This is a genomic window from Flavivirga sp. 57AJ16 (assembly GCF_028736925.1).
GTDB lineage: Bacteria > Bacteroidota > Bacteroidia > Flavobacteriales > Flavobacteriaceae > Flavivirga.
Genome location: NZ_JAQZAT010000002.1, coordinates 360,277 through 375,008, shown reverse-complemented (window position 1 = coordinate 375,008; position 14,732 = coordinate 360,277). Strand labels below are relative to the sequence as shown.

The 14,732-nt window shown below is 35.8% G+C and carries 6 protein-coding genes; 4 read left to right on the top strand and 2 right to left on the bottom strand.

What is annotated here, in order from left to right:
• Positions 1-65 precede the first annotated feature (65 nt).
• Complete coding sequence (locus tag PQO00_RS03860) at positions 66-2,795, bottom strand: alpha-L-rhamnosidase (RefSeq protein WP_274183515.1); 2,730 nt, start codon at positions 2,793-2,795, stop codon at positions 66-68.
• 244 nt (positions 2,796-3,039) lie between these two features.
• A complete protein-coding gene (locus tag PQO00_RS03855) occupies positions 3,040-3,165 on the bottom strand; it encodes a glycoside hydrolase family 125 protein (protein ID WP_274183514.1) in 126 nt (41 codons plus the stop codon).
• Between the two features lie 694 nt (positions 3,166-3,859).
• On the opposite strand from PQO00_RS03855, the gene PQO00_RS03850 reads away from it, so the two are divergent.
• The 4 genes from PQO00_RS03850 to PQO00_RS03835 all read left to right on the top strand — a co-directional run bounded on the left by PQO00_RS03850 (position 3,860) and on the right by PQO00_RS03835 (position 14,719).
• Positions 3,860-7,324 (top strand): T9SS type B sorting domain-containing protein, encoded by a 3,465-nt coding sequence (locus PQO00_RS03850; RefSeq protein WP_274183513.1) that lies wholly within the window; start codon positions 3,860-3,862, stop codon positions 7,322-7,324.
• Between the two features lie 787 nt (positions 7,325-8,111).
• Positions 8,112-9,425, top strand: coding sequence for a sugar MFS transporter (locus tag PQO00_RS03845; protein WP_274183512.1), 1,314 nt, complete (start codon positions 8,112-8,114; stop codon positions 9,423-9,425).
• Between the two features lie 88 nt (positions 9,426-9,513).
• Positions 9,514-11,769, top strand: coding sequence for a GH92 family glycosyl hydrolase (locus PQO00_RS03840; RefSeq protein WP_274183535.1), 2,256 nt, complete (start codon positions 9,514-9,516; stop codon positions 11,767-11,769).
• 10 nt (positions 11,770-11,779) lie between these two features.
• On the top strand, positions 11,780-14,719 hold the full coding sequence (locus PQO00_RS03835; protein WP_274183511.1) for a GH92 family glycosyl hydrolase: 2,940 nt from the start codon (positions 11,780-11,782) through the stop codon (positions 14,717-14,719).
• Positions 14,720-14,732 lie beyond the last annotated feature (13 nt).

Below are 14,732 nucleotides of genomic sequence, written 5' to 3'. Positions count from 1 at the left end.
TGAAACCTTTAGGATAGTCTTACTTTTTAACAACATTTGATATTTTATTATATTAGATTGATACATTAATTTTTAATAATTAAATTATAGGTTCCTGATCCTACTACAACGATAACCGAAGATACTGTAGTACCTATAATTTCTATATCCTTACTGTCTGAGATTTTAGATTTTCCTTCAAATACTTTTTCTATGGTATCGGCAGGTATGTGTAATTCTGCCGTTGTATTAACGGGAATAGTAATATTTATCTTTATATGGTCTCCACTTTTCTTCCAATGTGAACTGATCTTTCCATAGCATGAATTTAAGTCTGCATTTACATAAGTTAATTGATCTTTTAAATCACTCTTCAAAAGTAGATTATTATTAATATATGGGGTGAGAATTATTTTCTTATACCCTACTTCATTTACCTTTTCACTAGTATTAATACCACCAAGTATTTTATACATCCAATCACCAATAGCTCCATAGGCATAATGGTTAAATGAATTCATACTTGGGGTTTGAAAATCTCCATTTGGCTTTTGCCCATCCCAACGCTCCCAAATAGTAGTAGCCCCCATAGTTACTGGATAAAGCCAAGAAGGATACGTTTTTTGCATCAATAATGTGAATGCCAAATCATGATAACCAAATTTTGTAAGCACATGACATAAATAAGGGGTACCTAAGAAACCTGTAGTTAAGTGATAATTATAACCTCTAATATTATCAGCTAATCGTTGAGCTGCCAACTCTCTTATGTTTTCAGGGAGCATATTAAAATTCAAAGCCAAAACATATGCTGTTTGTGAGTCAGAAGTAAGCTTTCCGTCTTCAGTAATATATTTTTCGGCAAAAGCTTCTTTAATCTTATTTAATAAAACGGTATATTTTCCTACATCCTTTTGCTTCTTCAATAAATTAGCAGTTTGAATCATTATTTGTACTGAATTTGCATAAAAGCATTGTGCTATTAAGAACTTATCCGTTTCAGCGGAGTTGTCATTATTTTCTGGAACATAATAAAGCCAGTCTCCAAAATGAGATCCCTTATTCCATAAATAATCTTCAGTTTGACTACTAATGTAATCTACCCAAGCTTCCATACTCTTATATTGCTGCTTTAAAATATTTTTATCGCCATAGTTAAGGTAAATACTCCATGGAATAATTGTAGCAACATCTGCCCAACCTGCGGACCCCGATGCGTTTGAACCCAGCACATTCGGAATCACATGTGGAACACTACCATTTTCTAATTGATCTGCCTCAACATCCCTCATCCATTTACTGAAAAAATTATCAACTTTCATGTTAAACGCCGCTGTATTAAAAAATACCTGAGCGTCACCAGTCCACCCTAAACGTTCATCTCGTTGAGGGCAATCAGTGGGGACATCTAAAAAATTGCCCTTCTGCCCCCATTCAATATTATGTTGTAGTTTATTAATCAACTCGTTTGAAGTTGAAAAGCTACCTGTCTTGGGCATGTCTGAATAAAGTGCTACAGCTGTAAAATCTTCAGGATTTATCATACCTGAAATTCCTTCCACTTTAACATATCTAAAGCCCTGCCAAGTAAAGTTAGGTTCAAAAATTTCTTCTTCTCCCCCTTTTAAAATATACTTATTTTCTTGTTTTGCAGACCTTAAATTTTCTGTATAAAAATTACCGTTCTTATCTAATACTTCTGCATGTTTTAAAATTATATGATCTCCGCTTTTTCCTTTGATTTTTACTTGCACAAATCCTACCAAGTTTTGCCCAAAATCCAAAACCTTGTCTCCATCAGGTGTAGTAATAACTTCAATGGGCTTAAAAACTTCATGTTTTCGAATAGGCTCATTAATAGTGGCAACTAAATTCTTTTTACTATAATTTACCACTCTAACTGGCTCCCAGTTATCATCATTATAACCTACAAGATACCAACCTTTCTTTCTTTTTCTTGCATCAATTATTTCTCCATGATAAATTTCAGAGTCTATTACTTCTCCGGTAGTAGTTTTCCAATTTTTGTTAGTTCCTATAATTTCTGAAGTACCATCTGTATAGTTTAATTTTATTTGTAAAAGCAACGCCAAACTTTCTCCATAAAAATTTTCATGTCCTTCCCAAACAAGATTTCCACTATACCATCCACTTCCTAACATAGCCCCAATTGCATTATACCCTTTTTGTATCATGGCGGTAACATCGTAGGTTTGATACTGCAACCTTTTATTATAACTTGTCCAACCTGGAGTAAAATAAGCATCCCCAATTTTATGTCCGTTTATGTAGGCCACATACAAACCATGGGATGTTATATTTGCTGTAGCAGATTCTATTTTTTTCAGAACCTTAAATTCATTTCTAAATATAGGACTTGAATGTTCAATACTATTTTCTGAATTCACTTGAATCCATTCAGCTGCCCAATCAGATATATCAATAGGTCCCATTTGCCACAAACCTACATCACTCCACTTTGAAGGCTTTCCATTTTGGTCCCATACCTTTACTCTCCAATAATATTTATTGTTTGAACTTAATTTTGGACCGGCATAGTTTAGTAAGACCGATAGCTCAGATTCCACTTTACCACTTTCCCACAGAGTATTACTTTCAAATCTTTCTTTATTGTTAGAAACTTGAATATAATAGGCAGATTGTCTAACGTTCCTACTTCTTGACGATAAAATCCAACTAAACCGAGGAACAGTAACATCAATTCCAATAGGGTTAACTCTATTTTCACATAGAATTTTATCTACCTTAATATTTTGACAATTGACGATGTTTACTAAAATTAGAAAACAAAACAATCCATACCTTTTTAACAATCTATTAAATCCACACTTCAAAATTGAACAGAGAATTATTACCATTTTTTTTATTAGTCATTTTGCTATTTAAATTCCAGTCGAAAATCACAACTATTTTCACAAAAACCTTTATTTAAACATTGCTTACGAGGTAAATTTCTATCTTTTGAAAAAAAAGCACATCCTGTACCTACCTGATTACTTAAAAAAATATATTCGAATATGAGTTATTAAAATCTTTTGCTTACAGATTGAAACCATATAATGCAATGCTATTTGTATCGTCCATCATCAAGTAATTACCATAACCATCTATGTCAAAGGCAAAAATCTCTCCAAATTTATGGTATGTTACTATAACATAATTCATACCTCTGAACTCAACTCTTTTAAGGTCTTGGTCACCTCAGTGCCCATTAATATTTCCTGCATCATTTCCGCCACTAGATCTAGACTAACTATCGTAAAAAGTTAGATGGTATTATTCTAAAATTCCTTTATTGCATTTTCAACCATCTCGCTTTTAAAATGTCTGTGAGGTACAACTCTAAGCATTGGAAATTCTTTCTTAGCTCCAGCTTGGGTGTTGATAGTTTCCATAGGATCAAGCATGGTATACCCTCTTATTAACACTGAACCCTTACAAATTTTCTTCTTCTCTTAATTAATTCAAATTAATAAAATAGTGAAATTATATCACTGTCTTGACTTTCATAATCTATATTTTTGTATATTGGCTTTTTCAGTAAAACGATTTAGTTATATTGTAAAAATATAACTACTAAAAATAATTAATGTATCTTATTGCATATGATTTTAGAATCTTTCCTTAGGGGGAAACATGTGATAATTATTACGAATATTTCGCATAATCATAGATAGGCATAAGCATTTTATTATTAATACATATTTTGGATAAGTTCTACTAAGTTTAAAAACTATTAGTTGAACATTATGGCTTCAAACGAAAATATTTTATTTATTTTAAATATGCAATGTAAGCTTCAATTTCAATTAATTACTTTATTCTTACTTAACCTGCTTTTTCATATATCTTTTTACGAATGTTTAAATATTTAATTCTCCCCTGTCTTTTTTTTAGCTTTATTCCCAAAACTTTTGGGCAATTAAATGCTGAACTAATTGGTGATGCTGTTAATCAGGGTAATAATTGCTATCTTATAACGCCAGATGCCGAGGGCCAACATGGAGCGGTATGGTATGGTAATCCGATAGATTTCACCACAGATTTTGAAATAGTTTTCGATGCTTATTTTGGTATCAATGATGCAAATGGTGCCGATGGAATAGCATTGGTCTTAAAACCTAATTCCACACCACAATTAGGAAATTTAGGCGGAGAAATTGGTTATGGAGGGATTTCGCATTCATTAGCTGTAGAATTTGATACTTGGCAAAATACGGAACATAACGATCCGATTGCAGACCATATTGGCCTGATGATTAACGGAAATGCTAATCATAATTCCGACCTGGCTATTGCCGAATTACCAAATTTGGAAAACGGACAGTTCCATGAGATTAAATTTTCCTGGAACGCCGCAACCCAAACCATAACAATAACTAAAGATTGTGTTCAGATAATAGCATATACAGGTAATATTGTCAATCAGGCATTAAACGGAAGTTCGACAGCCTATTTTGGATTTACAGGCTCTACCGGAGGATCTACTAATGAACAAAAAATTTGCTTTAAACGTATCACCTTTATTGAAAATTTAAACTTACAGGATCAAAATATTTGCATTGGAGATCATGTAGATACAATAGATGCTACCGTTACTGGGGCCATTTCTTATAATTGGACTCCAACTACAGATATTAGTGATCCAACATCCCCAACCCCTGTTTTCTCTCCAAGTACAACAACCACCTATCAAGTAGAGATTACCGAAAAATGTGGCGAGACATATACTGAAAGCTTTACTATAAACACATACCCTATACCCACTGCTGCCACACCCGAAAACATGAAAGCCTGTGGTGATATTCATGGGCTTGCTATGTTCAACTTAACTGACCAGGACAACGACATTCAAGAAAGTCAAACAGATGTTACTGTTACCTATTATACCTCGCAACCATTAGCCGAATCCGGAAATACCCCTCTAACAAGTCCTTTTGAAAGTGGAAGCACCACTATTTATGCACGGGTTGAAAACAAACTAAACCCATCTTGTTATGCTATTTCCAGTTTTAATCTGGAAGTTTACGAAACCCCCTTTCCTTTGGACGCTACCAGCATCCCTCACATAGAGGTATGCGATAATACTTCGGCAGGTACCGATACCGATGGCTTTGTGGTTTTTGATATAACACAAAGAGAAACCGCCATTTTAAACGGACAAGATCCGGCCGATTTTACGCTTTCTTATTACACTGATGACACCTATACCAGTCTAATCTCCAATCCATCAGCATTTGAAAACACGATTTCTGGCGGACAAACCATATATGTACGGGTTACCAATAATCAGTTTAACGATTGCCTTGCCGATACCGCAGTTCAAATTGAAGTATTCTCACTTCCTATAGCCAATAATCCTGGTGCCTATTTGCAATGTGATGATGCTTCTAATGATGGGCAAGCATTTTTTAACCTTACATTGGATAGTATTAAGGCTGAGGTCAATCCAGATTATGCTGCTGAAGGACTTCAATTCACTTATTATGAAGATCAAACCGAAGCAGAAAACAACGGCACTGCTATAACCAATCCTGAGGCCTACCTAGATGATCCCGGTTTTGTTCCTGAAACGATTTATATACGAATTGAAAATTCCAACGGATGTTACAGAGTCGTGCCCTTAACCCTAGAAGTAAGTCCTTATAGTGGTTCCTTAGCGCTTTATAATCCTGATCCTATCCATCAATGCGATGATGGCCTTGATCCCAGGGACGGCGTTGCCACTTTCGATCTATCTAATTTTAAAGACCACATAGAAAATGTTATTTTTTCAACATTTAACACCTCTGCACACCTTTATGAATCCCAATCGGATGCAGAACTGGAAATCAATGAAATAACGGATCCCAATAACCATCAAAACATGAGCTCTCCCTATAGTCAGAACATCTGGGTACGCGTTAAAAGTGATCTCAATAACAACTGTTTGGGACTAGAAGAATTTCCAGGTTTACTTATTGTGGAGGCCTTGCCGTTAGCTAATCCGATCACTATAGCCAGGCAATGTGACGACGATTTTGACGGCGCCTATCCCTTTCTTGTTTCTGCTGTGGAAACGACCGTGTTGGGAGGACAATCCTATAGTGATGTATCCATAACCTATTATGACAGCTCGGGCAATCCTTTAAAGGATTTTAATGGTAACGACGTAACCAGTCCTTTACCAAATACCCTTTTAATAGACAGTCAGACCATTACCATCCGAGTGACCAATAATAACACCAGTGACCCTGATGGCCCTTGCTTTCATGAAACTACTTTGGAGTTTATTGTGGATGCCCAACCAGTTGCTAACCCGTTAGCAGATCAAGTCGTCTGTGATGGCGATGCTGGAGATATAGATGATGATGGCAAATACCCCTTTGATACATCAAACTTTACAAGTACAATTTTAGGTGCTCAAACGGGCATGGAGATTTATTATAACTATACCGATGAAAATGGTATGCCTGTTACAGACAGCCCAACGCTGCCCAATACATTCTTATCGGGAGCACAAACTATTACGGCAGAGGTTATAAACCCGCTAAACACAGCCTGCTCGGCATCTACCAATATACAGCTCTTGGTTAACCAGTTGCCCGATTTCACCATCGAAACCCCACAAATCGTGTGCTCGTCCGACCCTACATTTACAATAGTATTGGATCCGGTCGAAGCTGATCCCAATGAAGTATTCGACTATGAATGGCACGATCAAAACGGTAGTGTACTATCCAACGATCCTACCTTATCCGTGTCAACACCCGGAACGTATACAATTACCTTGACCAAAACGAACGGTACCGGATGTTCCAGATCTAGAGAGGCATTTGTCAATGCCTCCGAACTGGCTACCATTGCCCAGGGTGATATTACCATTGTAGATCTTTCCGACAACAATACCATCACAATCAATGAAAACAACCTAGGACTGGGCGATTATGAATTTGCTCTGGATGACGAATTTGGATTTTATCGTGACGAACCTTTCTTTGAACAGGTAAAAGCAGGGATATATACGCTCTTTGTTAGGGACAAAAAGGGATGTGGTACGGCTTCTATTGATATATCCGTTATTGGTTATCCCAAGTTTTTTACCCCAAACAACGATGGGTTCAACGATTACTGGCAAATTAAAGGGGTTAATACCCAGTTCCAGCCCAATAGTAGTATATACATCTTTGACCGCTACGGAAAGCTTATTAAGCAACTGGCCACGTCCTCCAATGGATGGGACGGTTCCTTTAATGGTGAACGGTTAAGCTCTGACGACTATTGGTTTAAAGTTATCCTCCAGGACGGCAGAACATTTATGGGACATTTTACCTTGAAACGCTAAAAAAGATTTAATAAACTTAATTATTGTTGTCCGATTAAAACTATTGATTATTATTTGAAGCCCATCTATAATAGTATTTGTAAAAGCATTACAGATCAGACGCCTTGCTTTTAATACCAGTTAAATCTATCAAGAAATATTTAGGTTTCTCGAAGTAAAACAATAGAGGTGTCTCTGTTTGTCTGTTAGTTACAATCAAGTCTTTGTTCTTGGTTCAAATAGCGAAGCGGTCTTACGTCTTTAGTCGGACACTAATGAAACTTAATAAAAGAATTTCATAAAACGAACTATCCCTACTTAGTCGGAAGACAAGATCGAGGCAGAGCCATTGCGGTATGTTTTTCGATTAAAAATCTTTGTTTTGGATATCTGATAAATTTGGAGTTCTTATCCAAACTTCTAAGGAAATAGATCCTTTATAATTTTTTCATTTAGCCTTCCATATATTTTTTTTGATAAAGTCTTATCATTTGGACTACTTAAACCTTAAACAAACACGATATCTTGTTAAGTTCACTATAACACTAGATTAATTGAGAAATCTCAAGAAGAAACGTGCTAAAATTCATGAATTTTAGCATGCTTCTTCCGTAAAAGGAAAAACAATAGAAATCTTCTACATACTTTGCACAAGTAAATACGTAAGTCTATATTATACGTTTCAAAAATAAATACTGATCAAATTTTAACTCAAGTAATAAAAATCCAAAGTAAATTTTAGGGATTAATCATAGCCAATTTGATTGATTTCAATATGTACATATATTAAAAATTAAACATATCTAAAGTGAATCAGAAAAAATCATACCTTCCATCTTTTATTTTATTGACTACCTTATTCTTCCTTTGGGGATTTATAACGGTATTAGTAGATTCTTTAATCCCTCGCCTAAGAGAATTGTTTACACTATCCTATTTTCAAGCTGGCATGGTGCAATTCGCATTTTTTGGGGCTTATTTTGTTCTTTCTATTCCTGCCAGTTTCATACTTTCGAAAATCGGATACAAAAAAGGGATCATTTTGGGCCTAGCGACTATGGCAACCGGCTGTTTATTATTTTATCCTGCGGCATCATACCGTGTCTTTGGTATTTTCATGCTCGCCTATTTTGTCTTAGCCGGAGGCATGACCATATTACAAGTAGCTGCAAACCCCTATGTTGCTGTTTTAGGTTCTGAAGAAGGAGCATCAAGTAGATTAAATCTTTCTCAAGCTTTCAACTCATTAGGAACCGCTATAGCGCCGGCCGTCGGCGCATTATTCATTCTTAGTGATACCATAAAATCCAAAGATGAAATTGCGGCACTTTCAGCAATTTCAAAAGAAACCTATTTAGCCAGCGAAGCTTCTGCCGTTCAAACACCTTTTTTAGGCTTAGCGCTATTCATTCTCTTAATTGCTGGAATCTTTCTTTTCGCAAAACTACCAACGTTGATCAATGAAGCTTCAACAGGAACTTATACTGAAGTTTTTAAACAAAAAAATCTTATGCAAGGTGTTTTAGGTATCTTGTTCTATGTAGGGGCAGAAGTTGCCATTGGGAGCTATTTAGTTAATTATTTTCTAGATATGAAACTAGTAAGTGTCATTAAAGAAAATAATTTAATGACATCAATAGCCGAAGGGATACTTAATTCTGGGCTTGCCGATAACGACAATAAAGCCATTGTGGGAGTATTTGTAACGTTTTATTGGTCTGGAGCCATGATTGGACGTTTTATAGGATCATACCTTACCAAAATTATCTCCCCAGGAAAGGTGCTTGGCATATTTGCTACTATAGCAATTTCATTAATATTAATTTCAATTGGCACAACTGGCGTGGTCAGTATGTGGAGCATTCTAGCTGTTGGACTGTTCAATTCAATAATGTTTCCAACCATATTCACATTAGCTATTGATGGCATTGGAGAGCTAAAACCAAAAGCATCAGGGTTGTTGTGTACAGCTATTGTGGGGGGAGCAATAATTCCGCCACTGTATGGGTATTTCACTGATATTATTGGGTTTAAGCCTGCTTTTATATTCGTAATAACTTGTTATGCCTATATCTTATGGTATGGGTATAAAAATTCAAAAAAATCTATTTCACATGCTTAAAAAAATAGGAGTACTCCTTTTAATAGGAACGACTTTGGGATGTAAAGATGAAACATCTATTAGAGAGAAATCAGTGGACGGTATACCTATGAATACTTTAAAAACAGATTATACTCAATACGTAAATCCGCTAATTGGTACTAGTAAAATGGGACATGTGTTTCCTGGGGCAACAACTCCTTTTGGAATGGTACAGCTGAGTCCTCAAACCAATTTTGAAGTTATGTTTGATGACAAGGGGCGTTACAATGCAGAAACTTACGAGTATTGTGCTGGTTATCAGTATCGTGATACGACTATAATTGGTTTTTCGCATACCAATTTTAGTGGTACAGGACATGCCGATTTAGGCGATTTCCTAGTCATGCCAACTACAGGAGAACTAGTATTAGATCCATTAAAAACTAAAAATGATAAAAAAGGGTTTTATTCTTCATTCTCGCATGATAAAGAAGAAGCTTCTCCTGGCTATTATAAGGTTGACCTAGATAGCTATAAAATAAAAGCGGAACTAACTTCAAGTGATCGCGTAGGGTTTCATCAATATACTTTCCCCAAATCGAATGATGCCCATATTATTTTAGATATGGTTTACAATGTTTACCATCATGATAATAAAAATGTGTGGACTTTTATTCGCGTTGAAAACGATACGTTAGTAACTGGTTATAGACAAACTAATGGATGGGCAAAAACCAGAAAAGTGTTTTTCGCGATGCAATTCTCAAAGCCTTTTAAAAGCTATGGACATAAAAGATATGAAAAGGTAACTTATTCTGGTTTTTATAGACGTTTTAATCAATATAAAAACTTCCCTGAAATGGCAGGAAAAGACATAAGGGCCTATTTTAATTTTGATACAGAGGAAGGTGAAAAAATCAATATTAAGTTTGCGCTGTCATCTGTAAGCACAAACGGAGCCTTGAAAAATTTAAAAGCTGAAATTCCGCATTGGGACTTTAATAAAACCAAAAAGGAAGCTAAAACTAAATGGAATAACGAACTTTCCAAAATAGAAGTGACCACTTTAACCGAAGACGATAAGACCAACTTTTACACGGCCATGTATCACGCTAACCTTTCACCTATTATTTACGAAGATGTAGATGGTCAATACCGGGGCTTAGACCAAAATATTTATAATTCTGAAGGGTTTACAAATTATACGGTTTTTTCACTCTGGGATACCTACAGAGCTTTGCATCCGCTATTCAATATTACACAACCAAAGCGTAATAATGATATGATTAAATCGATGTTGGCCCATCATGATCAAAGTGTCCATAATATGCTTCCCATTTGGTCTCATTATGCTAACGAGAATTGGTGTATGATCGGTTACCATGCAACATCTGTTATTGCAGATGCTATAGCAAAGAATGTGGGCGATTTTGATTACAACCGAGCTTTACAAGCATCGACAAACACGGCCAACGTTAGGTACTTTGAAGGGCTGGGTGATTATATAGACAACAAATATGTACCCGATGACAAAAGTCATTCCTCTGTATCAAAAACATTAGAATATGCCTATAATGACTGGTGCATAGCTCAAATAGCGGAAAAAGTAAACGCTACTTCGGTAAAAGAAGCGTTTATGAAACGTTCAGAATATTATAACAACGTTTACGACCCTTCCATAGGCTTTATGCGCCCTAAATTATCTGATGGTACGTTTAGGAAAAACTTTGACCCAATGGATACGCATGGACAAGGCTTTATTGAGGGCAATGCCTGGAATTATGGATTGTATGTACCTCAAAATATTGACAAAATGATAGACCTCATGGGAGGTAAAGAACATTTTACATCGCAATTGGATTCACTCTTTACCATGGAAATTGAAGATAAGTACATTGAAAACCATGAAGATATTACACGAGATGGCATTATAGGGAATTATGTTCACGGTAATGAGCCGGGCCATCATATCCCCTATCTGTACAATTGGACAGGTCACCCAGAAAAAACACAAGCAAGAGTACGGATGATTATGGATACCATGTATGCGCCAACAGTTGAAGGTCTCTGTGGTAATGACGATGCAGGACAAATGAGTGCTTGGTACATTTTTAGCAGTCTTGGATTTTATCCTGTAACGCCTGGATCTCAAGATTATGCTATAGGTAGCCCCTTAGTAAAAGAAGCTATTATTCATTTAGAAAACGGAAAAACGCTCACGATAAAAACAGAAAACCAGAGTAAAGAAAATGTTTATGTACAGAAGGTAAATATCAATGGAAGACAAATAGACAAGCCTATATTGAGCCATAATGACCTCTTAGAAGGAGGTACTATGACCTTTTATTTAGGTAAAGATCCCCATTTATCAAGTACGCTATAAAGCTTTCAATATGAAAAAATTAGCATACTGCTTTATAGCTATACTATTAATAGGCTGCAAAGATAAAGTAGCACACACACCTGCCGACTATGTTGATGTCTTTATAGGTACAAAATCTCCTGGGCATACCTATCCTGGACCTTCGTTACCTTTCGGAATGGTTCAATTAAGTCCAGATACCAGAAACGACCATACAAGTTGGCCAGCATGTGCTGGATATGATTATACCGATACTTCTATCTTTGGTTTTAGCCACACGCATCTCTCTGGAACTGGTGTTCCGGATTTAGGCGATATTTTATTGATGCCTACAACGGGTAAAATACAAACTGAAACTGGAACCGTTGAAAATACAGAAGTTGGGTATCGCTCAAAATTCAGTCATGATAATGAAATGGCCTCTCCTGGTTATTATTCGGTTATACTCGATGATTATAATATAAAAGCTGAGCTGACCACGACTTTAAGAACGGGCTTACACCGTTATACTTTTCCAACAGCAAGTGCTGCCCATATTATTATAGATTTAGAACATAGGGACCCAGTCATTGAATCCGAGATCAATATGGTAAGCAATACCGAAATTACAGGTTATAGGAGATCAAAAGCATGGGCAGGAAATCAGCGTCAGTATTTTGTAGCTAAGTTTTCAAAACCTTTTGAATCTTACGAAATTCTTCATGGGGACAAAACATCTTCAGAAGGAAAAAAATTCAACAATAAAAAAATAATAGCGGCCTTAAATTTCGATACTTCCAATAATGAGGTATTGGTACAAGTTGCCCTTTCGGCTGTTAGTATTGAAGGTGCAAAAAAGAATTTAGATGCTGAATTTGCCAATTGGGATTTTGATAAAGTAAAAAACGAGGCTAAAAACATTTGGAACAAATCTTTAAACAAAATTGAAATAACGGATACTGATGAAGACAAAAAAGAAATATTCTACACCTCTTTGTATCACAGCCTTTTAACACCAAACCTTTATAGTGATGTAGACGGTAGTTATAGAGGTATGGATGATGCTATTCATACGGCCAATGACTTTAATAACTATACCGTTTTTTCACTTTGGGATACCTTTAGGGGGTTACACCCTTTGTTAACCATTGTGGAGCCTGAAGTTACTAGGGATATTGTTGTAGCACTTCAAAAAAAATACGAGCAATTTGGGGAACTCCCTATGTGGGAACTAGCAGCAAATGACACGCGTTGCATGATTGGATATCATGCCGTTTCTGTTATGGCCGATGCTTATGTAAAAGGAATTACCAATGTAGATGCCAGTAAAGTCTTAGAGGCTATGGTGAATAGTGCCAATGTAGAAAAAAGAGGCATAAATTATTATAAAGAACTTGGTTTTGTGCCAACTAATAAAAGTAGTCAATCTGTTTCAAAGACTTTGGAATATGCATACGACGACTGGTGTATTGCTCAAATGGCCAAGGCTATAGGAAATTCAGAAGTTTATGACGTATTTTCAAAAAGGGCTCGCTTTTTTGAGAACTTGTTTGATACCAATACCAATTTCATGCGTCCTAGATATTCGGACAGAAGGTGGTATGAAGACTTTGATCCGACCTCTGTCGGACAAACCTATAACTTTAATTTTACAGAAGGCAATTCATATCAATACAGTTTATTTGTGCCTCATGATATAGCTACTATGGTTGATTTAGTAGGAGGCAAAAATCAATTTGATGAGTGGCTGGACGACTTGTTCAAAGCCAAGGCAAAACCACAAGAAGAAGACTCCGATGTTTCGGGCTTAATCGGTCAATATGCTCATGGCAATGAACCGAGCCATCATATAGCTTATCTGTACAATTACATTGGCAAACCCTGGAAGACACAAGAAAAAGTGCATGACATATTGAACAAATTATATTCTTCTAAAGTTGATGGGTTATGTGGAAATGATGATGCAGGGCAAATGTCTGCTTGGTATGTCTTGAGCAGTTTAGGGTTTTATTCCGTGACACCTGGCAGTCCTTATTATGTTATTGGCAGCCCCACTTTTAGCGAAGCTACTATTAATTTGGACCATGGAAAAAAATTCACTATTAAAGCGAACAATGCTTCAAAAGAAAATATATATTTTTCTTCGTTAGAATTAAATGGTAAACCGTATCCATATTCTTATTTAAAACACGAAGATATTATAAAGGGTGGTGAACTGGTTTTTGAAATGACCAATAAACCAAACAAAGAATGGGGTGTCTCAAAAAAGCATTGGCCGCTTTCCGACACGCAAGAAACGGTTAAAATTCCTTATCTAAAATCAGATCATACGACATTTCTAAATGATATGGTTTTAGATTTAGATTGCGATACAGAGAATGCTGTCATTTTTTATTCTGTTGATGGGTCTGAACCTACTAAACAAAGTACTAGGTTTACGAAACCTTTTAAAGTTGATAAAACCACTTCTCTAAAAATAAAAGCCTATCGTAACGGTTTAGTTCCTAGTTATATTGCTACTTATACTTTGGAAAAACAAAAACCTGTTGGTAATCTTGATAAAAGCCTATTGTCCAACGGACTCCGCTACAGCTATTATGAAGGTATTTTCCGTTCTGTTTATGATTTTTCAAGAGAAAAACCATTAACAACCGGGACTGTTAACAATATCGAGATTTCTAAAAGATTAAGGGATGAATGGATTGGCTTTGAATTTGAAGGTTACATAGATATTCCCAAGTCGGGAACCTATAATTTTGAAATATCGGCAAATGATGGCGCTCAACTTTTGATCGATGGTAACGAACTATTTGAAAGTGATGGTAGAAAATCATTCAGTTTTACCCAAAAGAACGATATTATCCTATCCAAAGGGCTTCATAGGTTTGAAGTAAAATATTTTCAATGTTCTGATAATATAGGCTTATCAGCATTTTGGCAAGGCCCAAATTTAAAAAGACAGGAAATTCCTGCTTCTTCATTTTACAAATAAATATATTAAAAAT

Excerpts from the sequence above, each read along its gene's own strand:
- PQO00_RS03855 (WP_274183514.1), bottom strand. The coding sequence starts at position 3,165 with ATGAATTATGTTATAGTAACATACCATAAATTTGGAGAGATTTTTGCC.
- PQO00_RS03850 (WP_274183513.1), top strand. The coding sequence starts at position 3,860 with ATGTTTAAATATTTAATTCTCCCCTGTCTTTTTTTTAGCTTTATTCCC.
- PQO00_RS03840 (WP_274183535.1), top strand. The coding sequence starts at position 9,514 with ATGAATACTTTAAAAACAGATTATACTCAATACGTAAATCCGCTAATT.
- PQO00_RS03835 (WP_274183511.1), top strand. The coding sequence starts at position 11,780 with ATGAAAAAATTAGCATACTGCTTTATAGCTATACTATTAATAGGCTGC.